Annotated in this window: 19 protein-coding genes and 1 tRNA gene; 9 read left to right on the top strand and 11 right to left on the bottom strand. The window is 68.4% G+C overall.

Annotation, left to right across the window (positions count from 1 at the left end; all coding sequences use genetic code 11):
• Positions 1-74 precede the first annotated feature (74 nt).
• The 9 genes from ABT288_RS01130 to dnaA form a co-directional block, all read right to left on the bottom strand.
• A tRNA-Ile gene (locus ABT288_RS01130) sits at positions 75-151 on the bottom strand.
• A gap of 133 nt (positions 152-284) precedes the next feature.
• The gene (locus tag ABT288_RS01125) at positions 285-1,019 is read right to left on the bottom strand and encodes a DUF3566 domain-containing protein (RefSeq protein ID WP_351601107.1); all 735 of its coding nucleotides are present in this window, start codon (positions 1,017-1,019) and stop codon (positions 285-287) included.
• 18 nt (positions 1,020-1,037) lie between these two features.
• Positions 1,038-3,632 carry a DNA gyrase subunit A gene (gyrA, locus tag ABT288_RS01120; RefSeq protein WP_351601104.1) on the bottom strand — a complete coding sequence of 865 codons (2,595 nt, stop codon included), beginning with the start codon at positions 3,630-3,632 and terminating at the stop codon, positions 1,038-1,040.
• Positions 3,633-3,674: 42 nt separating this feature from the next.
• A complete protein-coding gene (gene gyrB, locus ABT288_RS01115) occupies positions 3,675-5,744 on the bottom strand; it encodes a DNA topoisomerase (ATP-hydrolyzing) subunit B (RefSeq protein WP_351601101.1) in 2,070 nt (689 codons plus the stop codon).
• Positions 5,745-6,138: 394 nt separating this feature from the next.
• Positions 6,139-6,687, bottom strand: coding sequence for a DciA family protein (locus tag ABT288_RS01110; RefSeq protein WP_351601098.1), 549 nt, complete (start codon positions 6,685-6,687; stop codon positions 6,139-6,141).
• Positions 6,684-7,805 (bottom strand): DNA replication/repair protein RecF, encoded by a 1,122-nt coding sequence (recF, locus tag ABT288_RS01105; RefSeq protein WP_351601095.1) that lies wholly within the window; start codon positions 7,803-7,805, stop codon positions 6,684-6,686. The genes ABT288_RS01110 and recF overlap by 4 nt, the downstream gene beginning before the upstream one ends.
• A gap of 82 nt (positions 7,806-7,887) precedes the next feature.
• Entirely contained in the window at positions 7,888-8,763 is an 876-nt protein-coding gene (gene gnd, locus ABT288_RS01100; protein ID WP_351601092.1) for a phosphogluconate dehydrogenase (NAD(+)-dependent, decarboxylating), read from the bottom strand.
• A gap of 209 nt (positions 8,764-8,972) precedes the next feature.
• Positions 8,973-10,103 carry a DNA polymerase III subunit beta gene (gene dnaN, locus ABT288_RS01095; RefSeq protein WP_351601089.1) on the bottom strand — a complete coding sequence of 377 codons (1,131 nt, stop codon included), beginning with the start codon at positions 10,101-10,103 and terminating at the stop codon, positions 8,973-8,975.
• A 976-nt stretch (positions 10,104-11,079) separates the two neighbouring features.
• Positions 11,080-13,086 (bottom strand): chromosomal replication initiator protein DnaA, encoded by a 2,007-nt coding sequence (gene dnaA / locus ABT288_RS01090; protein WP_351601086.1) that lies wholly within the window; start codon positions 13,084-13,086, stop codon positions 11,080-11,082.
• A 396-nt stretch (positions 13,087-13,482) separates the two neighbouring features.
• Here dnaA and rpmH point away from each other — a divergent pair, with 396 nt between their 5' ends.
• The 9 genes from rpmH to ABT288_RS01045 all read left to right on the top strand — a co-directional run bounded on the left by rpmH (position 13,483) and on the right by ABT288_RS01045 (position 20,514).
• Positions 13,483-13,620, top strand: coding sequence for a 50S ribosomal protein L34 (gene rpmH, locus ABT288_RS01085; protein WP_003956500.1), 138 nt, complete (start codon positions 13,483-13,485; stop codon positions 13,618-13,620).
• Between the two features lie 21 nt (positions 13,621-13,641).
• The gene (gene rnpA / locus ABT288_RS01080) at positions 13,642-14,013 is read left to right on the top strand and encodes a ribonuclease P protein component (RefSeq protein WP_351601083.1); all 372 of its coding nucleotides are present in this window, start codon (positions 13,642-13,644) and stop codon (positions 14,011-14,013) included.
• Complete coding sequence (yidD, locus tag ABT288_RS01075) at positions 14,010-14,384, top strand: membrane protein insertion efficiency factor YidD (RefSeq protein WP_351601080.1); 375 nt, start codon at positions 14,010-14,012, stop codon at positions 14,382-14,384. Before rnpA ends, yidD begins: the two co-directional genes overlap by 4 nt.
• Positions 14,385-14,387: 3 nt before the next feature.
• Positions 14,388-15,671, top strand: a complete 1,284-nt coding sequence (yidC, locus tag ABT288_RS01070; RefSeq protein WP_351601077.1) for a membrane protein insertase YidC — start codon at positions 14,388-14,390, stop codon at positions 15,669-15,671.
• A gap of 15 nt (positions 15,672-15,686) precedes the next feature.
• The gene (locus ABT288_RS01065; protein ID WP_351601074.1) at positions 15,687-16,199 is read left to right on the top strand and encodes a Jag family protein; all 513 of its coding nucleotides are present in this window, start codon (positions 15,687-15,689) and stop codon (positions 16,197-16,199) included.
• 116 nt (positions 16,200-16,315) lie between these two features.
• Positions 16,316-17,032: a 16S rRNA (guanine(527)-N(7))-methyltransferase RsmG gene (gene rsmG / locus ABT288_RS01060; RefSeq protein WP_351601071.1), complete on the top strand. Its 717-nt coding sequence runs from the start codon at positions 16,316-16,318 to the stop codon at positions 17,030-17,032.
• A gap of 368 nt (positions 17,033-17,400) precedes the next feature.
• Entirely contained in the window at positions 17,401-18,474 is a 1,074-nt protein-coding gene (locus ABT288_RS01055; protein WP_351601216.1) for a ParA family protein, read from the top strand.
• Positions 18,471-19,568, top strand: a complete 1,098-nt coding sequence (locus ABT288_RS01050; RefSeq protein ID WP_351601068.1) for a ParB/RepB/Spo0J family partition protein — start codon at positions 18,471-18,473, stop codon at positions 19,566-19,568. Before ABT288_RS01055 ends, ABT288_RS01050 begins: the two co-directional genes overlap by 4 nt.
• 328 nt (positions 19,569-19,896) lie before the next feature.
• Positions 19,897-20,514, top strand: a complete 618-nt coding sequence (locus ABT288_RS01045) for a GNAT family N-acetyltransferase (protein WP_351601065.1) — start codon at positions 19,897-19,899, stop codon at positions 20,512-20,514.
• 108 nt (positions 20,515-20,622) lie between these two features.
• Here the strand turns inward: ABT288_RS01045 and trxA are convergent, their stop codons facing one another.
• The gene (gene trxA, locus ABT288_RS01040; protein ID WP_351601062.1) at positions 20,623-20,955 is read right to left on the bottom strand and encodes a thioredoxin; all 333 of its coding nucleotides are present in this window, start codon (positions 20,953-20,955) and stop codon (positions 20,623-20,625) included.
• Positions 20,956-21,004: 49 nt separating this feature from the next.
• A complete protein-coding gene (gene trxB / locus ABT288_RS01035) occupies positions 21,005-21,976 on the bottom strand; it encodes a thioredoxin-disulfide reductase (RefSeq protein WP_351601059.1) in 972 nt (323 codons plus the stop codon).
• Positions 21,977-22,099: the final 123 nt, after the last annotated feature.

Genomic DNA, 22,099 nt, shown 5'->3' with positions numbered 1-22,099 from the left:
GGTTTGTACCAGCCGGTGGATGCCCCGGTAGACGCCGAAGACCCCCGATCCATCCGGACCGGGGGTCTTCGTGCTGGTGGGGCTAACAGGATTTGAACCTGTGGCCTCATCCTTATCAGGGATGCGCTCTAACCAACTGAGCTATAGCCCCGCCGCGCTGTGCGGTGTGTGTCCCGCGCGCTGACTCCTGAAGATTAGCGCACGACCACGTCAGTCCCAAAATCGGTTGTCGGGGGACCATCAGGTCAGGGGGCCCACGGGGTGTCCGGAGGCCTTGGCAGGGCCTATTCGTCCTCCGCCAGGGTCAGCTCGATGCCGCCCACGAAGCCCGCGGAGAGGTTGTAGATGAACGCGCCGAGCGTCGCGAGCGCCGTGGCCAGGACCACGTCGATGACCGCGATGATCGTCGTGAACGTCAGCACGTGGGGGAGTGACAGGAACGCCTGGAGGTCGAAGCCGTTCGCCTCGTTCGAGCCGGTCGCCTCCGAGATCGTGCCGCCCACCGTGGAGAACACGCCCATCGCGTCCAGGACCATCCACAGCACCGCCGAGGCGACGATCGTGCAGATGCCGAGGGCGATGGACAGCAGGAAGCTGACCTTCATCACCGACCACGGGTCGGCCTTGGCCACCCGCAGCCGCGCCTTACGGGTGCGCGGCGCCGTACGGGCGCCCGTACGCGGCCGCCGTACCGCGCCGGCCGGGGGCTGCGCCGGGTAGGCCTGCGGCGGGTGGTACGGCCCGGAGGGCTGCTCCGGGTGCCGCTCCCCGGGGAGCGGAGACGACGACTGCGCCTCGCCGGCCGCGGCCGGGCCTCGGGTGTCCGTCACAGTTCTCCCCTGGGATCCAGACGTGCCGGAGGCGTCCTTGGCGGGCGCCGGCACGGGCTTCAGGTTGGTCGTGTGCGGGTCGGTCGCGCTCCCCGCAGCCGCCCCGTGCGCGGCGGAGCCACGGCCGCCGCCGTCCGTCTCCGTACCCCTGGAGGTACCGGCCGATCCGGCGCCCGTGGCTCCGCTCACGATGACTCACTCCTCGTGCTACTCGGCCGAGGGCGCCTCACCCTCGTCCGTGCCGGTGGCCTGGGCGCCCTCGACGGCGTCGACGGCCTCCTCGCCGTCGACCTCCTCCGCCTCACGCCCCGCCTCGGCGTTACGTGCGATACCGACCACGGCATCGCGCTTGCCCAGGTTGATCAGTTGGACGCCCATGGTGTCACGGCCCGTCTCCCTGATTTCATTGACTCGCGTGCGAATCACACCGCCGGAGAGGGTGATCGCGAGGATCTCGTCGGTCTCCTCGACGACCAGCGCCCCGACGAGCGAACCACGGTCCTCCACGATCTTGGCGGCCTTGATGCCGAGGCCGCCGCGACCCTGGACGCGGTACTCGTCGACAACGGTCCGCTTCGCGTACCCGCCGTCGGTGGCAGTGAACACGAACGTACCGGGTCGAACAACATTCATCGACAGAAGTTCATCGCCTTCACGGAAACTCATGCCCTTGACGCCGGAGGTGGCGCGGCCCATCGGGCGCAGGGAGTCGTCGGTGGCGGTGAACCGGATCGACTGTGCCTTCTTGCTGATCAGAAGCAGATCGTCCTCGGCCGAGACCAGCTCCGCACCGATCAGCTCGTCGTCCGTTCCGTCCTCCCGCTCGCGCAGGTTGATCGCGATCACACCACCGGAGCGGGGCGAATCGTAATCCTTCAGAGGCGTCTTCTTGACCAAGCCGGACTTGGTGGCCAGCACCAGGTACGGCGCCGCCTCGTAGTCACGGATCGCCAGGATCTCGGCGATCGCCTCGTCCGGCTGGAAGGCGAGCAGGTTCGCCACGTGCTGGCCGCGCGCGTCCCGGCCGGCCTCGGGCAGCTCGTACGCCTTCGCCCGGTAGACCCGGCCCTTGTTGGTGAAGAACAGCAGCCAGTGGTGCGTGGTGGAGACGAAGAAGTGGTCGACGATGTCGTCTTCCTTCAGCTTCGTGCCGCGTACGCCCTTGCCGCCGCGCTTCTGCGCCCGGTAGTCGTCCGTCTTGGTCCGCTTGACGTAGCCGCCGCGCGTGACCGTGACGACGATGTCCTCCTCGGCGATCAGGTCCTCGATGGACATGTCGCCCTCGTACGGGATCAGCTTGGTCTGGCGGTCGTCGCCGTACTTCTCGACGATCGCGGCCAGCTCCTCGCTGACGATCCCGCGCTGGCGGACCGGGGAGGCGAGGATCTCGTTGTACTCGTTGATCTTCGCCTGGAGTTCGTCGTGCTCCTGGACGATCTTCTGCCGCTCCAGGGCCGCCAGGCGCCGCAGCTGCATCTCGAGGATCGCGTTGGCCTGGATCTCGTCGATCTCCAGGAGGCCCATCAGGCCCGTACGCGCCACCTCGACGGTCTCGCTGCGCCGGATCAGCGCGATGACCTCGTCGATGGCGTCCAGGGCCTTCAGCAGGCCGCGCAGGATGTGCGCGCGCTCCTCGGCCTTGCGCAGCCGGAAGCGGGTCCGGCGGACGATGACCTCGATCTGGTGCGTCACCCAGTGCCGGATGAACGCGTCGAGCGAGAGGGTGCGCGGCACGCCGTCGACCAGCGCCAGCATGTTCGCGCCGAAGTTCGTCTGCAGGTCGGTGTGCTTGTACAGGTTGTTCAGGACGACCTTGGCGACCGCGTCCCGCTTCAGGACGATGACGAGGCGCTGGCCGGTGCGGGACGACGTCTCGTCGCGGACGTCCGCGATGCCGCCGATCTTGCCGTCCTTGACCAGGTCGGCGATCTTCTGCGCCAGGTTGTCCGGGTTGACCTGGTACGGCAGCTCGGTGACGACCAGGCACTGCCGGCCCTGGATCTCCTCGACCTCGACCACCGCGCGCATCGTGATGGAGCCGCGCCCGGTGCGGTACGCCTCCTCGATGCCCTTGCGGCCCACCACCAGGGCGCCGGTCGGGAAGTCCGGGCCCTTGATGCGCTCCATGAGCGCGTCCAGCAGTTCCTCGTGCGAGACCTCGGGGTTCTCCAGGTACCACTGGGCGCCGGCCGCGACCTCGCGCAGGTTGTGCGGCGGGATGTTGGTCGCCATGCCGACCGCGATACCCGCCGATCCGTTGATCAGCAGGTTCGGGAAGCGGGCGGGCAGGACGGTCGGCTCCTGGGAGCGGCCGTCGTAGTTGTCCGTGAAGTCGACGGTCTCCTCGTCGATGTCGCGGACCATCTCCATCGACAGCGGCGCCATCTTGCACTCGGTGTACCGCATGGCGGCCGCCGGGTCGTTGCCCGGGGAGCCGAAGTTGCCGTTGGAGTCCACCAGCGGCATCCGCATCGACCACGGCTGCGCGAGGCGCACCAGGGCGTCGTAGATCGAACTGTCGCCGTGCGGGTGGTAGTTGCCCATGACGTCACCGACGACACGGGCGCACTTGTAGAAGCCGCGGTCGGGGCGGTAGCCGCCGTCGTACATCGCGTACAGCACGCGCCGGTGGACGGGCTTGAGGCCGTCCCGGACGTCGGGCAGCGCACGGGACACGATGACGGACATCGCGTAGTCCAGGTACGAGCGCTGCATCTCCGTCTCGAGCCCGACGGGCTCGACGCGCATCGCGAGCTCGCCGCCCTCGGTCTCAGGGGTTTGCGGAGTGTTCTCGTCGGCCATTGCTGGTGAAGATCCTTCCTGATGCGGTCAGCTGAGACCGACTCAGATGTCGAGGAAGCGGACGTCCTTGGCGTTGCGCTGGATGAACTGGCGGCGGGCCTCGACGTCCTCGCCCATGAGGACCGAGAACAGGTCGTCCGCCTGGGCGGCGTCGTCCAGGGTGACCTGGCCGAGGACCCGGTGCTCCTGGTCCATCGTGGTCACGCGCAGCTCCTCGGCGTTCATCTCGCCGAGGCCCTTGAAGCGCTGGATCGAGTCCTCGCGGACCCGCTTGCCGCGCTGGCGGCCCATCTCGATGAGGGCGTCGCGCTCGCGGTCGGAGTAGGCGTACTCCACGTCGTCCCGGCCCCACTTGATCTTGTACAGCGGAGGACGGGACAGGTACACGTGCCCGGCCTCGACCAGGGGCCGCATGAAGCGGAACAGGAAGGTCAGCAGCAGGGTGCTGATGTGCTGGCCGTCGACATCGGCGTCAGCCATCAGGATGATCTTGTGGTAGCGGAGCTTCTCGATGTCGAAGTCCTCGTGCACACCCGTGCCGAAGGCCGAGATCAGCGCCTGGATCTCCTGGTTCTGCAGGATCTTGTCGATCCTGGCCTTCTCCACGTTGAGGATCTTGCCGCGGATCGGGAGGATCGCCTGGTACTGCGGGTTGCGGCCGGACTTGGCCGAGCCGCCGGCGGAGTCACCCTCGACGATGAAGATCTCGCACTTGGTGGGGTCGTTGGACTGGCAGTCGGAGAGCTTGCCCGGCAGGGACGCCGACTCCAGCAGACCCTTGCGGCGGGTCAGGTCGCGGGCCTTGCGGGCCGCCACGCGCGCGGTGGCCGCCTGGATGCCCTTGCGGATGATGTCCGCGGCCTCGACCGGGTTGCGGTCCAGCCAGTCGTTGAGGTGCTCGTAGACCGCCTTCTGCACGAAGGTCTTGGCCTCCGTGTTGCCCAGCTTGGTCTTCGTCTGGCCCTCGAACTGCGGCTCGCTCAGCTTGACCGAGATGATCGCGGTCAGACCCTCACGGATGTCGTCACCGGTGAGGTTGTCGTCCTTCTCGCGGAGCAGCTTCTTGTCGCGCGCGTACTTGTTGATCAGCGACGTCAGCGCGGCGCGGAAGCCCTCTTCGTGGGTACCGCCCTCGTGGGTGTGGATGATGTTCGCGAAGGAGTACACGCCCTCGGTGTAGCCGCTGTTCCACTGCATCGCGACCTCGAGGGACAGGCTCTTGTCCTTGTCCTCCGCCTCCAGGTCGATGACGGTGGGGTGCACCACCTCTCCCTTGCGGGAGTTGAGGTACTTCACGAAGTCGACGATGCCGCCCTCGTAGTAGTACGTGACGGCCTTGACCTCGGCCTTCTCGTCCGCGCCCGCCTCGTCCGCGCCGCTGGTGGCCTTCGCCGACTCGCGCTCGTCGGTGAGTTTGATCGTCAAACCCTTGTTGAGGAACGCCATCTCCTGGAAACGCCGCGAGAGCGTCTCGAAGGAGTACTCGGTGGTCTCGAAGATGTCGGGATCGGCCCAGAAGGTGACCGAGGTGCCGGTCTCGTCCGTGGCCTCGTGCTGGTCGAGCGGGGCCGTCGGGACACCGAGCTTGTAGTCCTGCGTCCAGCGGTGGCCGTCGGTCTTGATCTCGACGGCGACCTTCGTGGACAGCGCGTTGACGACGGACACACCCACACCGTGCAGACCGCCGGAGACGGCGTAACCGCCGCCGCCGAACTTGCCGCCCGCGTGCAGGACGGTCAGCACGACCTCGACGGCCGGCTTGCCCTCGGAGGGCACGATGCCCACGGGGATGCCACGGCCGTTGTCGACGACCCGGACACCGCCGTCGGCGAGGATCGTGACGTCGATGGTGTCCGCGTACCCGGCCAGCGCCTCGTCGACGGAGTTGTCGACGACCTCGTACACCAGGTGGTGCAGACCGCGCTCGCCCGTGGAACCGATGTACATGCCGGGCCGCTTGCGGACCGCGTCCAGCCCTTCGAGCACGGTGATGGCGCTGGCGTCGTACGAAGCCGAGGTGGCGGCCTCACTGTTCACGCCGGCGTCGGTGGACGGGATGTTCTCGTTGGGGTTGCCGGAATCGGCCACGAAGCGCCCTTTCTGGCACAGCACGAGCCGGGCTCCTGGGGGTACCCCCTCTGGGGGAGGGTGTGCCGGAGCGGCTGCGGCATGTTGCGGTGGTAAGCCTTGATCAGCGTGTTGCTCAGCTTTTCCCGGGCGGTCCCCACATTGGGGCGGGATTGTCTTCCAGTCTACCGGTAGGTCTGACATCGATGGGGGTTTGCCGGTACCTGAGTCCCCATGTGCCGCCCTGAACCGGCCTCGATCGGGTCCCGATATGCGGATGGGGGCTCCAAGGGGCTCACAGCGGCACTCAGCGCTTCGAGGCGTCAACCCTTGGCTACTGGGGGGTCAGATGGCGATCCGCCGGTGCCACAGCGGCACTCCGCACCCGTGGTACGGCGCGGCACCGACAGCGCGACCCCCTTGTTCGACGTGATGTACGTCACCCGTACGTATCGCCGGGCCCGGAGCTCCCCGGGGCCCGCAGCGGACCGTAGCGGCGGGCCGGCCCGCCCGGGTTGAGCACCTTGATCATCCGTACCGTGCCGTGCCCCAGGTCCTCGTTGAGGCGGGCGACCAGCGCGGGCGCGAGGTGGCGCAGCTGGGTCGCCCAGGCCGTCGAGTCGCAGCTCACGATCAGCACGCGCTCGTCCTCGTCGTACCGCTGCGGCACACAGTGCTTGGCCAGGTCCTCGCCGACGATCTGCGGCCAGCGGCCCATCACCCCGCCCACCGCCGCGGGGGTCTCCCAGCCGCGCTCGGTCAGCAGCCGGTTGATCGCGGCCCCCAGCGCCATCGGGTCACGGCCGTCCGCGCGCGCGCCGGAGCGCAGCCCGCCACCGCGCCGGGCCTGCTTCTTCTGCCGCGCCGCGTCCCCACGCGCGCGTGCCTGCTCCCTCGCCGCGCGCAACGCCACGCGCGCGAGGTCGACACCGGAGGGTTCGTTCCCGCTCTTCTCCGGGCCCTGGGGGGTGGATTCGCCGGTGCTCATACGCGCTCCACCGTCCCGCCCGACACGGTGTACCGCGCCCCGGCCAGTACATGCGGTACGTCGTCGTCCACGGCCGCGGTGACCAGCACCTGCTCCCCGGGCGCGACCAGCTCGGCCAGCCGCTCCCGCCGGCGCGTGTCCAGCTCGGCGAAGACGTCGTCCAGGACCAGGACCGGCTCGTTGCCCTCGGCCCGCAGCAGGTCGTAGGAGGCCAGACGCAGGGCGAGCGCGTAGGACCAGGACTCGCCGTGGGAGGCGTACCCCTTGGCGGGCAGCTGACCGAGTTTGAGAATCAAATCGTCCCGATGAGGGCCTACGAGGGTGACACCGCGCTCGATCTCCTGCTTGCGCGCCTCCGCCAGGGCCGCCATCAGCTGGACGTAGAGATCCTCGCGCGCGTGGGCCTCGCCGGGCGCGGACGGCTTGTACTCCAGTGCCAGCGGGCCGCCACCGGGGGCCAGCTGCTCGTACGCCTTGTCGGCCAGCGGCTGCAGCGCGGCGATCAGGTCCAGCCGCTGGGCGAGCAACTCGGCGCCCGCGCGCGCGAGATGCTGGTCCCACACGTCGAGCGTGGACAGGTCCATGGCCCGGCCGCCGTGCCGGCGCGCCAGGGCGGCGGTCTTGAGCAGGGTGTTCCGCTGCTTCAGCACCCGCTCGTAGTCGGAGCGCACCCCGGCCATGCGCGGCGACCGCGCCGTGATCAGCTCGTCGAGGAACCGCCGCCGTTCCCCGGGATCCCCCTTGACCAGCGCGAGATCCTCGGGGGCGAACAGCACGGTCCGTACGATCCCCAGCACGTCCCTCGGTCTGACCTGCGAGGACCGGTTGATGCGGGCGCGATTGGCCCTGCCCGGGTTCAGCTCCAGCTCGACCAGCTGCTGCCGCTCGCCCTGCCGGACCTGCGCCCGGATCACGGCCCGCTCGGCCCCCATGCGGACCAGGGGGGCGTCGGAGGCGACCCGGTGGCTGCCGAGGGTGGCGAGGTATCCGACCGCCTCCACCAGGTTGGTCTTGCCCTGCCCGTTGGGCCCGACGAAGGCGGTGACGCCCGGGTCGAGCGGAACCTCGGCCCGGGCGTACGAGCGGAAGTCGGCCAGCGAAAGATGCGTGACGTGCATGGTCGTTTCGCCGGCCTTCCCCAGAGTGCTGTGAACTGTGGATCACGGGGCCCGCGAGGGCGGCCCTGTGGATCCCTGTGGACTACTTCTTCTCTACGGCGTGACCGCCGAACTGGTTGCGCAGCGCGGCGATCATCTTCATCTGCGGCGAGTCCTCCTGGCGGGAGGAGAACCGCGCGAACAGCGACGCGGTGATCGCCGGCAGCGGCACCGCGTTGTCGATCGCGGCCTCCACAGTCCAGCGTCCCTCACCGGAGTCCTGTGCATAACCGCGCAGGCCCTCCAGGTGCTCGTCGTCGTCCAGCGCGTTGACCGCGAGGTCGAGCAGCCAGGAACGGATGACGGTCCCTTCCTGCCAGGAGCGGAAGACCTCGCGGACGTTCTCCACGGAGTCGACCTTCTCCAGCAGCTCCCAGCCCTCGGCGTAGGCCTGCATCATCGCGTACTCGATGCCGTTGTGGACCATCTTCGCGAAGTGGCCCGCGCCGACCTTGCCGGCGTGCACCGAGCCGAAGCCGCCCTCCGGCTTGAGCGCGTCGAAGGCCGGCTGCACCTTGGCGACGTACTCGGCGTCGCCGCCGTACATCAGCGCGTACCCGTTCTCCAGACCCCAGACGCCGCCGGAGACGCCGCAGTCGACGAAGCCTATGCCCTTGGCCGCCAGCTCCTCGGCGTGCTTCTCGTCGTCCGTCCAGCGGGAGTTGCCGCCGTCCACGACCACGTCGCCGGGCTCCAGCAGCTCGGCCAGCCGGTCGATGGTCGACTGCGTGGGCTCGCCGGCCGGGACCATCACCCAGACCACACGCGGACCGCTGAGCTTGCCCACAAGCTCTTCCAGGCTGTGGACATCCGCGAGGTCCGCGTTGCGGTCGTACCCGATGACGGTGTGGCCCGCGCGGCGGATCCGCTCGCGCATGTTGCCGCCCATCTTGCCGAGGCCGACGAGACCGAGCTCCATCAGTTGTGTTCCTTAGGTCGCTGTGGCGGGACAGGCACCTTGGTGCCGAGCCGAGCCTAAACCGCCCTCTTCACGCACAGTTGTGGGCATACGCGCTCATGCGTAGGCCCTGCGACCTGTACTTTTTCCACAGACGCTGCCGAGCCACAGGCAGTGGGTGCCGGGCCCCCGCAAAGGCGCCCGGCACTGTGCACAGCTGTGGAAAACGGTCAGCCGCTGAGCCGCACCGGCATGATCAGGTACTTGTACGCGTCATCGGCCTCGGCATCCACCGCCGGCTTCCCGCTGAGCAGCGCCGGCTTCGTGGAGGTCGTGAACGACAGCTGGGCCACCGGGGAGTCGATCGCGCTCAGGCCGTCCAGCAGGAACGTCGGGTTGAAGGCGATGGAGATGTCGTCGCCCTCCAGCTGGGCGTCGACCCTTTCCACAGCCTGCGCGTCGTCGCTGGACCCGGCCTCCAGGATCAGCACGCCCTGCTCGAAGCTCAGCCGCACCGGGGTGTTCCGCTCGGCCACCAGCGCCACACGCTTGACGGCCTCCACGAACGGCGCGGTCTCGATCACGGCGACGGAGTTGAACTCGGTCGGGAACAGCGTGCGGTACTTCGGCAGGTCACCCTCGAGCAGCCGCGTGGTCGTACGACGCCCCGCGCCCTCGAAACCGATCAGGCCCTCGCCCGCGCCCGACCCGGACAGTGCCAGCGTCACGCTGTCACCGGCGCCGAGCGACTTGGCGGTGTCCAGGAGCGTCTTGGCGGGGACCAGGGCGACCGCGGAGGCGTCCGGGTTCTCCGGCTTCCACAGGAACTCGCGGACGGCGAAGCGGTAGCGGTCGGTGGAGGCCAGGGTGACGGTGTCGCCCTCGATCTCGATGCGCACACCGGTGAGGACGGGCAGTGTGTCGTCACGGCCGGCGGCGATGGCCACCTGGGACACGGCGGCCGCGAAGACCTCGCCGGGGACGGTGCCCGTGGCGTTCGGCATCTGCGGCAGCGCCGGGTACTCCTCCACAGGCAGGGTGTGCAGGGTGAACCGGGAGGACCCACAGACCACGGTCGCCCGTACACCGTCTGTGGAAATCTCCACCGGCCGGTTGGGGAGGGCGCGGGAGATGTCGGCGAGCAGCCGGCCGGAGACGAGGACGGTGCCCTCCTCCTCGACCTCGGCTTCCACGGACACGCGCGCGGAGACCTCGTAGTCGAAGCTCGACAGGCTCAGCTGGCCGTCCTCGGCCTTGAGGAGGAGGCCGGCGAGGACAGGCGCCGGCGGACGGGCCGGGAGGCTGCGTGCCGCCCACGCCACTGCCTCCGCGAGTACGTCGCGTTCCACCCGGATCTTCACCGTAAGCCGCCTCCTGCTGTTGCTACTGAGTCCTCCGACTCGGTGTCACCGCCCACTGCGGAGGGAAGGACACCGGGGACCAGTCTGACGCACCGCACTGACAGTAGGTGCCCGTCGGGGTCAAGTCGCTCCGGGAGGCAGCCGGGCACGAGACGGCGAGTTGTGCACAGCCCCCGCTTCAAAACGATTGCCGAGCTCTCTCTAGTCGGGAGTAGTAGTAGGGCCTGTGGATACCGTGGATAACCGCGTTTGCCCAGCTCAGAGCCAAGATTTTGTCCACGGGGCCTGTGGGTGACGGCGGTGGACAACCGGGGGTGTCTGTGGAGAACAGAAAGTTCTGCACACCCCGCCCACAGCCCGAGGGCAGTTCTCCCCAGCTGCGTCCCCAGGTTTACCCACGTTTCCCACACCCCAATCCGGCACCTTCGTGTGACGGCTTTCACTCGACGCGGTGAGCGGGTGCGTCGCGTTGCCGAACAGTGGACAGCCATGTGGAGAAGCCGGGGATCACTGGGGACAACAGGCTCCGGCCTGTGGGTCGTCAGTGGAAAACCTCGTACACAGCCTGTGGATCCCCGCTCGGTCCACAGCCTGTGGAGATCGTTCGTCCACGATTCCACAGGCAGCTGAGCTGGGCGAACGCCATATGAACACGTTCCCTGTGGATGCCGCTCGGGACAACTCCGCAGTCCCCAGCATGTGGACGGAAGAAACCCAGCGAATCTGTGGAGGATGGCCGTAACCCGGCACTTAATCGAACACCCGGTGGCGACCGAGGAACACTCCACAGCCCGCCGGCGGACCCGGGCAGCCGCGAGCAGCCGTGCCTCCCCCCGGTGCCTCAAGGGCCTGGGCGCCCCTCGGGCACCGACACCAGGGTCCCGCCACCCTGGACGGCGAATATGCCAAAGGGCGCCCTCAGGACTCGTGTCCCGAAGGCGCCCTCGACGTCGGCGCAAGCCAGGCGCAGCCGCCGTCAGCCGTTCTTGATCCGGTTCGTCAGCTCGGTCACCTGGTTGTAGATGGACCGCCGCTCGGCCATCAGCGCGCGGATCTTGCGGTCGGCGTGCATGACGGTCGTGTGGTCGCGGCCACCGAACTGCGCGCCGATCTTCGGCAGCGACAGATCGGTCAGCTCACGGCACAGGTACATGGCGATCTGCCGCGCGGTGACCAGCGCGCGCCCGCGCGAGGTGCCGCACAGGTCCTCCACCGTCAGCCCGAAGTAGTCGGCCGTCGCCCCCATGATCGCCGTCGCCGTGATCTCGGGCGCGCTGTCCTCGCCGCCGGGGATCAGGTCCTTCAGGACGATCTCCGTCAGGCCCAGGTCCACCGGCTGCCGGTTCAGCGAGGCGAACGCGGTCACCCGGATCAACGCGCCCTCCAGCTCACGGATGTTCCGGGAGATCCGTGAGGCGATGAACTCCAGCACCTCCGGCGGAGCGTTGAGCTGCTCCTGCACCGCCTTCTTGCGCAGGATCGCGATACGCGTCTCCAGCTCGGGCGGCTGGACGTCGGTGATCAGACCCCACTCGAAACGGTTCCGCAGCCGGTCCTCCAGCGTGACCAGCTGCTTCGGCGGCCGGTCGGAGGAGAGCACGATCTGCTTGTTGGCGTTGTGGAGCGTGTTGAAGGTGTGGAAGAACTCCTCCTGTGTCGACTCCTTGTCCGCGAGGAACTGGATGTCGTCGACGAGCAGGATGTCCATCTCGCGGTAGCGCTTGCGGAAGCTGTCGCCCTTGCCGTCGCGGATGGAGTTGATGAACTCGTTGGTGAACTCCTCCGAGCTCACGTACCGCACGCGCGTGCCCGGGTAGAGGCTCCGCGCGTAGTGCCCGATGGCATGCAGCAGATGCGTCTTGCCGAGCCCCGACTCCCCGTAGATGAAAAGGGGGTTGTAGGCCTTCGCCGGTGCCTCGGCGACGGCGACCGCGGCCGCGTGCGCGAACCGGTTGGAGGCGCCGATCACGAACGTGTCGAACAGGTACTTCGGGTTCAGCCGTGCCGTCGGCTCGCCGGGACCGCTCGCCGGTGCCGGCTGTGCGCCCAGCGGGCCGGGTGCGCCGGCCGTGGGCAGGTCCGGGCGGCCGGGGCCGCCGCGATGCGCCGGGCCGCCGCCCGTCGGCTGCTCGGGCAGCTCACGGCGGACGGGGTCGCGCTGGTCGTACTCGGTGCGGGAGGGGTCGTACTCGGGGCGCGCGGAGTCGTAGTCCGGGCGCCCCGGGTCGTAGTCGGCGCGCGGGTTGTCGTAATCGCCGCGCTGCTGCTCGTACGACGGCCGGTCCATGCCCTGCGAGCGGTAGTCCGAGGACGGCGAGCCGTAGGCGTCGGGGCCGGGGCCGTAGCCCTTCTGACCGGTGCCGTAGGCGTCCTGGGACGACGGCGACGCGTACGGGTCGCGCTCGGGGAAGCCCAGCCGCGGCTGCTGCCAGCCGTACTCGTCCTGCGCGGGCCGGGGCCAGGCCCCGGGATCGCGGCGCTGGTACTCGGAGGGATACGCCGGCCGTACGACGGGAAGCTGGTCCGCGCGGCCGGTGGGCAGCTGGTCGGCGCGGTGCTGCTCGGCCGACGGCTGCTCGGGGGCGCGGTGGCGGCCGTAGCCCTCGTACGGCCGTTCCTCGTACGTCGGGCCGGACGGCAGCTCGGGTTCTTCGTAGCGCGGATTGGGCGGCTGCTGCACCGGCGCCGCGGGGGCCGGCGGCTCGCCCGCGGAGTCGTCCACAGTGATCGCGATACGGATGGGACGGCCGCACTCGCGGCTCAGCGTCTCGCTGACGACCGGCGCGAGACGGCCCTCCAGTACGCCTTTCGCGAATTCGTTCGGTACGGCGAGCAGAGCGGTGTCCGCGACCAGCGCGAGCGGCTGGCAGCGCCGGATCCAGTGCTCGTCCTTCGCCTCGACACCCTGTCCGCGGCCCTCTCCGAGGAGCTGCTCGAGTACTCGCGGCCACACTGCGGCAAGATCGGCGGGTACGTCAGCCACAGGGCACGCTCTCTCACAGGTCCCACGAACGTGTGATCGCGGAACGGGTCGGGGGGTACTTCGGGTGGTGGGTGGGTCAAACCCGCCGGGGCGGGGGACAAAAGAACGAATCGGAGTTCAGCCACGGTAGTCAGCGTGGCGGGTGCGGTTCAAGTTGTTGTCCCCAGCCTGTGGATAGTGTCTCTCCGTGACCCTCGGTTTGACCGGATGGCGCAGCCCCGCGTACCGTAACCAGGTCGAGTTGTCGATGGCTGCTGCCGCCTGCCTCCGATGGGCACAGATCACGTCAGGTGATCGGGAAGCGGTGCACTCGGGCGTGACGCGAGCTACTCGTGGGCGCACGGTGACAGCCAAGACGGCACCCCGCAACTACCGATTTCTTTCTGGAGCCCCCGAGTGAGCAAGCGCACCTTCCAGCCGAACAACCGTCGTCGCGCGAAGACCCACGGCTTCCGGCTGCGTATGCGCACCCGTGCCGGCCGCGCGATTCTCGCGTCCCGCCGTAGCAAGGGTCGCGCCCGCCTGTCCGCCTGATCCCGATCAGGTCATGACGTCGTGCTGCCTACCGAGAACCGGCTGAGGCGGCGCGAGGACTTCGCGACCGCGGTTCGACGAGGACGCCGGGCAGGACGCCCGACTCTCGTCGTCCACCTTCGTAGCGGTGCCACGGACCCGCACGCGCCTGGGGAGAGCGCTCCCCCGACGCGTGCGGGTTTCGTCGTGAGCAAGGCTGTGGGTGGAGCGGTCGTGCGCAACAAAGTGAAGCGCAGACTGCGTCATCTGATGCGTGACCGAGTCGCTCTGTTTCCCCCCGGTAGCCTGGTAGTCGTACGAGCGCTGCCCGGAGCGGGCGACGCAGACCACGCACAGCTGGCCCAAGACCTGGACGCCGCCGTTCAGCGGCTGCTGGGAGGGGGCGCGCGATGAAGTACCCGCTGCTGGCTCTGATCAAGCTGTACCAGTGGACGATCAGTCCACTGCTGGGGCCGGTGTGCAAGTACTACCCGTCGTGCTCCCACTACGGCTATACGGCCATCGACCGGCATGGTGCGATCAAGGGAACGGCACTCACCGCCTGGCGCATCCTCAGGTGCAATCCGTGGTCGCTGGGCGGTGTGGACCATGTCCCGCCGCGCAAGCGCCCGCGGTGGCACGAAATGCTGCGCAACGCTTGGCGCGCACGCAAGGGCGGGCCCTCCGCCGCCGAACCGGCCACCGAAGCGAAGCCCGGGAGCCCGACTTCCGAGCTTCCTCCGAGCCCGGCCGCAGAGACCTCGTCCCATGCCCAAGGAGCATGATTAGTGGACACGATTGCCAGCCTCTTCAGCTTCATCACAACACCCGTTTCATGGGTCATCGTCCAGTTCCACAAGATGTACGGCGCGATCTTCGGCGCCGACACCGGGTGGGCCTGGGGCCTGTCCATCGTGTCCCTGGTGATCCTGATCCGCATCTGCCTGATCCCGCTCTTCGTGAAGCAGATCAAGTCGACGCGCGCGATGCAGACGCTCCAGCCGGAGATGAAGAAGATCCAGGAGCGCTACAAGAACGACAAGCAGCGCCAGTCCGAAGAGATGATGAAGCTGTACAAGGAGACGGGCACCAACCCGCTCTCCTCGTGCCTTCCCATCCTGGCGCAGTCCCCGTTCTTCTTCGCCCTGTACCACGTGCTCAACGCGATCGCGACGGGCAAGACGATCGGCGTCCTCAACGAGTCGCTGCTCGCCAGCGCCCGTAAGGCGCACATCTTCGGCGCCCCGCTTGCGGCGAAGTTCACGGACAGCGCGGACAAGGTCGCCTCGCTCGGCGCCACGCTGACCGACGTCCGGGTCGTCACCGCGATCATGATCGTTCTGATGTCGGCGTCGCAGTTCTACACGCAGCGCCAGCTGATGACGAAGAACGTCGACACGACGGTGAAGACGCCGTTCATGCAGCAGCAGAAGATGCTGATGTACGTCTTCCCGGTGATGTTCGCCGTCTTCGGTATCAACTTCCCGGTCGGTGTCCTCGTCTACTGGCTGACGACGAACGTGTGGACCATGGGTCAGCAGATGTACGTCATCCGCAACAACCCGACCCCGGGTTCCAAGGCTCAGGCCGCCTACCTGGAGCGCCTGACCAAGCACGTCACGCACGCCGGCAAGGTCAGCCGCCGCAGCGAGAAGACCATCGTCAAGGCGATCGTCGCCAAGGGCCGCGAGCGCAACGAGTTCGAGCGCCGGTTCATCAACGCCCTGAACAAGGCCGGTCTCGCCGCCCAGGCCGACGGCACCGTGGTGAAGAGCACGGCTCAGGCCGCGGCGCAGACCGCGGACGGTGCGGAGACCACCACGGAGGCCGGCACCGCGGCCCGGCGCCAGCAGCCCAAGCGCCAGTCCAAGGCCCAGCGCCAGTCCGGCGGACCCAAGCAGGAGGGCGGGTCCACCTCGTCCACCTCGCTGGAGAAGCCCGACGAGCCGCAGGACGCCAAGCCCGCGGCCGCCCCGCAGGCCCCGAAGTCCGGCTCCGGCACCCGCAGCAAGGCCCAGTCCGGCCAGCGCAAGGGTGGTCCGCAGCGGCCCAAGTCCCCGTCCAAGAAGTAAGAAGGAGCCCATCCCGTGACGGAAGGCACCACCTCCGCCGCTGCCGAGGCTGCAGACGCCCTGACCCGCCTGGAGCAGGAGGGTGAGATCGCGGCGGACTACCTGGAGGGTCTGCTGGACATCGCCGACCTCGACGGCGACATCGACATGGACGTCGAGGCCGACCGCGCCTCCGTGTCGATCATCAGCGACACCGGCAGCCGCGACCTGCAGAAGCTGGTCGGCCGGGACGGCGAGGTGCTGGAGGCACTGCAGGAGCTGACGCGCCTGGCCGTGCACCGGGAGACCGGCGACCGCAGCCGGCTCATGCTGGACGTCGCGGGTTACCGGGCCAAGAAGCGGGCCGAGCTGTCCGAGATCGGCGCCAAGGCCGCCGCCGAGGCGAAGAACACCGGCGAGCCCGTCAAGCTCAAGGCGATGACCCCGTTCGAGCGCAAGGTCGTGCACGATGCGGTCAAGGCGGCGGGACTGCGCAGCGAGTCCGAGGGCGAGGAGCCGCAGCGGTTCGTCGTCGTGCTGCCCGCCTGATCGGCCTCACGTTTCACCGGCCCCGTCTGTTGAGCAGACGGGGCCGAAGTTTGTCAGCCTGGTAGTTCTGGTGGCCGGTGCGCGAAGCGCCGGCGCTGTACGGAAGGACGGTCCCCGTGACGGAGGCAGCGGAGCTTCCCCCCGCGCCCGAGCAGGCTCGGGAAGTGTTTGGTGATCGCTTCTCGGATGCGGTCCGCTACGCGGAGCTGCTCGCCGAGGCGGGCGTGCAGCGTGGCCTGATCGGCCCGCGGGAAGTGCCCCGCCTGTGGGAGCGGCACCTGCTGAACTGCGCGGTGCTCTCCGAGGCCGTCCCCGAGGGAGTGACGGTCTGCGATGTCGGCTCCGGTGCCGGCCTGCCCGGCATCCCGCTGGCCCTGGTCCGGGACGACCTGAACATCACCCTGCTGGAGCCGCTGCTTCGGCGCACCAACTTCCTCACCGAGGTCGTCGAGCTGCTCGGCCTGGATCACGTCACGGTGGTGCGCGGGCGTGCCGAGGAGGTCCTGGGCAAGCTGCCACCGGTCCATGTGGTGACCGCCCGGGCCGTGGCCCCGCTGGATCGTCTGGCCGCCTGGGGCATCCCGCTGCTGCGTCCTTACGGCGAGATGCTCGCGCTGAAGGGAGACACCGCCGAGGAGGAGCTGAAGGCCGCCGCCACGGCGCTCAGCAAGCTCGGTGCGGTGGAGACCTCGATCCTGCATGTGGGTGAGGGCATCGTGGACCCGTTGTCCACGGTGGTGCGGGTTGAGGTCGGGGAGAGCCCGGGCGGTGTGCGGTTCGCGGCCAAGCGTGCCAAGGCGGCCCGGACGGGCCGGGCCCGCCGTCGCCGCTGAGCAGGAGCAGGGATTCAGGCCGGAGCAGGAGCAGGGGTGGCTCTGACCCGTCCTGACGACGAGACGTACTCCACACAAGCTGCCAAACCTACGCAGGCCGGAGTGTCGCGAGGATCCGGTCGCCGCCGCTGTGCATCGTGTTTCACGTGAAACGTCGCTCACTGCTCCACGGCATCATCAGTCGCGGCCGCGCTGCGGCCGAACCTCGCGACCGCAGGCCCCTCGGTTCCCTGGGCGAGGATCCCGTCTCCCAGGGAACTCCATCCCTGGCACAGGGCACTCCGTCCCTCTCCAGGGGCATGGAGTTGTCCACAGAGGTGGATTTCTCCACAGAACACCAGGCCTCACTGGTTCACGACCCCGAAGACATGGGAGGCTCTGTTCATTGCGAGCCTGAAGTCGAGGAGAGTGAATCCTTGCGGTCCGACGCCAACATCGCGGGACCGATGACCGATCCGGTCCCCGGTCCCCGTACCGAGTCGATGGGGGCGGATGTTTCACGTGAAACACCGCCTCCGATGGACGACACTCCGATCGGTCGTGCGGCCCAACTGGCGGTAGAGGCTCTGGGCCGCGCCGGCGAAGGCCTGCCACGGCCGGAGCAGACCAGAGTCATCGTGGTCGCCAACCAGAAGGGCGGTGTGGGCAAGACGACGACCACCGTCAACCTTGCCGCTTCGCTGGCTCTGCATGGCGGCCGGGTCCTGGTGATCGACCTCGACCCGCAGGGCAACGCGTCCACCGCCCTCGGAATCGACCACCACGCCGAAGTTCCCTCCATCTACGACGTGTTGGTGGAGAGCAAGCCTCTCTCCGAGGTCGTCCAGCCGGTCCCCGACGTAGAGGGTCTCTTCTGTGCCCCCGCCACCATCGATCTCGCCGGTGCGGAGATCGAGTTGGTGTCCTTGGTGGCCCGTGAGAGCCGGCTGCAGCGGGCGATCCAGGCGTACGAACAGCCGCTGGACTACATCCTCATCGACTGTCCGCCCTCGCTCGGCCTGTTGACGGTCAACGCGCTGGTCGCGGGTCAGGAGGTCCTCATCCCGATCCAGTGCGAGTACTACGCACTCGAGGGCCTGGGTCAGCTGCTGCGCAACGTCGACCTGGTGCGGGGGCACCTCAACCCCACGTTGCATGTGTCGACGATCCTGCTCACCATGTACGACGGCCGGACGCGTCTCGCTTCCCAGGTCGCGGAAGAGGTGCGCACCCACTTCGGCGACGAGGTGCTGCGGACAAGCATTCCCCGCTCGGTCCGTATCTCCGAGGCGCCGAGTTACGGGCAGACGGTGCTGACTTACGATCCTGGATCGAGCGGTGCCCTCTCGTATCTTGAGGCGGCCCGAGAAATCGCGCTGAAGGGCATCGGCATCAGCTATGACGCGAGCCAGGCCCACATCGGCGTCCAGAACGATCCAAGCATGGTGGAGGGGATCCAGTGAGCGAGCGACGGAGGGGGCTGGGCCGTGGTCTCGGCGCACTGATCCCCGCTGCCCCGACGGAGAAGACCCCGGCTCCGGCCGCGCTGGGGGGCGGGGCTTCTGCCTCCCCCGCGGCCGTCCCGGTGCTGACGACCGACCGCGGGGTTGCCGCGGCGAAGGTGGCGACGCTGCCGCCTGTTTCACATGAAACCGAGGAGCCCGCGGCGGGCCCCGTCATGGAGGCGTCGGCTCCTCCGGTGGGCGCGCACTTCGCCGAGATCCCCCTCGATGCGATCTCGCCCAACCCGCGCCAGCCGCGTGATGTCTTCGACGAGGACGCGCTCCAAGAGCTGGTCACCTCCATCAAGGAGGTGGGGCTCCTCCAGCCCGTCGTCGTACGGCAGCTGGGGCCCGCCCGCTACGAGCTCATCATGGGTGAGCGCCGCTGGAGGGCGTGCCGCGAGGCCGGCCTGGAGGCCATCCCGGCGATCGTCCGGGCCACGGAGGACGAGAAGCTCCTCCTGGACGCGCTGCTGGAGAACCTGCACCGCGCGCAGCTGAACCCGCTGGAAGAGGCTGCCGCCTACGACCAGCTGCTGAAGGACTTCAACTGCACGCATGACCAGCTTGCCGACCGGATCGGGCGCTCCAGGCCTCAGGTCTCCAACACGCTGCGTCTGCTGAAGCTCTCGCCGGCCGTACAGAAGCGGGTGGCTGCCGGTGTCCTCTCCGCCGGACATGCCCGGGCACTGTTGTCCATCGAGGACTCCGAGGAGCAGGACCGGCTGGCTCACCGCATCGTGGCCGAGGGGCTGTCGGTGCGAGCGGTCGAGGAGATCGTGACCCTCATGGGCTCGCGGCCCCAGAAGCCTCAGCGTCCCAAGGGGCCGCGCGCCGGCGCGCGGCTCTCCCCGGCCCTGAACGAGCTGGCGACCCGTCTGTCGGACCGCTTCGAGACACGGGTGAAGGTCGACCTCGGCCAGAAGAAGGGGAAGATCACCGTCGAGTTCGCCTCGGTGGACGATCTTCAGCGGATTCTGAGCACGCTCGCTCCGGGCGAGGGGCCGGTGTTGAGCCAGGAGCTGCAGAACGTTCCGGACGACGAGGACGACTGATCCCGGCCCGACCCACTCGGCCGTATGCCGTATCAAGAGCGGGCCGTGTCCGGTGTGTACCGGAACACGGCCCGCTCTTTGCTTTGAGGCGCTATCGAGTGAATCGCATCGTGGATACGATGCGAGTGGGTATGGCGCATCCACCGGACAGCATCTGCATCTCTGAGTGGGGAGACGGGGCCATGCGATCGATGAGCCGCACCGGACTGGTGAGCGCGGGCCTGAGCCTTGGAGCGGTCGGCGGATTCGTCGGCAGCCTGCTCAGGGAGCGAAGCGCTCTGACAGCCGCTCGTGACGCGGCGGGCGAAGGAAGCGAGGAACAGCCTTCATGGGGCGTCGGCTCGTGCCGCTCACGCTGGACAACCTTCAGGACCTTCCCCAACGCTGTCGGTCGTGTGTCTTCTGGGAGCTTGACCCGGTCAGCGGAGAAGCAGCCGTAAGGGCGGGGACCTCGGCGCTGGAGAAGGAATCGTGGATCTCCGCCGTCCTGCTGGACTGGGGATCGTGCGGCCGGGTGGTGTACGTGGATGACCTACCGGTCGGCTTCGTTCTCTACGCCCCTCCAGCCTATGTTCCACGCTCGACGGCCTTCCCCACGAGTCCCGTCTCGCCGGATGCCGTGCAGTTGATGACGGCGTTCATCATGCCCGGCTATCAGGGGCAGGGGCTGGGGCGAGTCCTCGTGCAGACGGTCGCCAAGGATCTGCTGCGTCGAGGCTTCAAGGCGATCGAGGCCTTCGGCGACGCCCGCTGGAAGGAACCCGCCTGCCTTCTGCCGGCGGATCACCTTCTGGCTGTCGGCTTCAAAACGGTCCGGCAACATCCCACGCATCCCCGACTGCGACTGGAGCTGCGGTCGACGCTCTCCTGGAAAGAAGACGTGGAGATGGCCCTCGACCGGCTTCTCGGGGCGGTCCAGAAGGAACCGGCGCTGAGGCCGCTGTAGCGTCAGCGCAGCGCCATAAGCGAATGGGCCAACCCGGAGGGGTTGGCCCATTCGTGTTTCACGTGAAACACGCACCGTCGCTTGGACGGCACCGCTCGGTTCTTCGCCTTACTCGGCGATGAACTCCTCGAGGTCGCGAACGATCGCAGCCTTCGGCTTGGCACCGACGATGGTCTTGGCGACCTCGCCGCGCTGGTAGACGTTCAGGGTCGGGATCGACATGACGCCGTACTTCGCGGCCGTACTCGGGTTCTCGTCGATGTTCAGCTTGACGACCTCGATCTTGTCGCCGTACTCGGCAGCGATCGCCTCCAGGGACGGGGCGATCTGACGGCACGGACCGCACCAGGCGGCCCAGAAGTCCACCAGGACGGGCTTGTCGTTCTTGAGGACGTCCTGCTCGAAGGAAGCGTCGGTCACATTCTTCAGGGTGCCGGCCACGGCGGGCTCCTTAACTCGATCGTGCGGTGGGGCGGGGGAAGGGGGAAGGTCAGACGGCGGCGGTCTTCTCGGGCTCCGCCTTGTCCTCGTCCGCGAGCGCGGCGAGGAAGCGCTCAGCGTCCAGAGCGGCGGAGCAGCCGGTGCCGGCCGCGGTGATCGCCTGGCGGTAGGTGTGGTCGACCACGTCGCCGGCGGCGAAGACACCGGTCACATTGGTGAGGGTGGTCGGGGAGGCGACCTTCAGGTAGCCCTCCTCGTCCAGGTCCAGCTGGCCCTTGAACAGCTCGGTGCGCGGGTCGTGGCCGATTGCGATGAACAGGCCGGTCACGGGCAGCTCCGACAGTTCGCCGGTCTTGACGTTGCGCAGCTTCAGACCGGCGAGCTTCTGCTCGCCCTGGATCTCGGCGACTTCGCTGTCCCACACGAACTTGATCTTCGGGTCGCCGAACGCGCGCTCCTGCATCGCCTTGGAGGCGCGCAGCGTGTCCCGGCGGTGGACGATCGTCACGGACTTGGCGAACCGCGAGAGGAAGGTGGCCTCCTCCATCGCGGTGTCACCACCGCCGATCACGGCGATGTCCTGGTCCTTGAAGAAGAACCCGTCGCAGGTCGCACACCAGGAGACACCGCGGCCGGACAGGGCGTCCTCGTTCGGCAGACCCAGCTTGCGGTGCTGGGAACCGGTGGTGACGATGACAGCCTTCGCCTTGTGGACCGTGCCCGCGGTGTCGGTGACGGTCTTGATCTCACCGGTGAGCTCGACGGAGACGACGTCGTCCGGGACGAGCTCGGCGCCGAAGCGCTCGGCCTGCGCCCGCATGTTGTCCATGAGCTCGGGGCCCATGATGCCGTCGCGGAAGCCCGGGAAGTTCTCGACCTCGGTGGTGTTCATCAGCGCGCCACCGGCGGTGACGGCTCCCTCGAACACCAGAGGCTTCAGCGACGCGCGCGCGGTGTAGAGCGCCGCCGTGTAGCCTGCGGGCCCGGAGCCGATGATGATCACGTTACGGACGTCGCTCACGGCTTGATTCCTCGTCTCTGGTCTGCGTCAGTCGACCGGTGGGAGCCCGTTTCCGAACTCTCACCCCACCCAACGGATCCTACGGGGCCCGCATTCCCGGTGTGTCGGGGCACACGCATGCGG

Origin of the sequence: Streptomyces sp. NPDC001093 (genome assembly GCF_040298985.1) — a bacterium.
Taxonomy (GTDB): Bacteria; Actinomycetota; Actinomycetes; order Streptomycetales; family Streptomycetaceae; genus Streptomyces.
The sequence above is the reverse complement of the archived record's forward strand: the minus strand, read 5'-3'. Positions and strand labels throughout refer to the sequence as shown.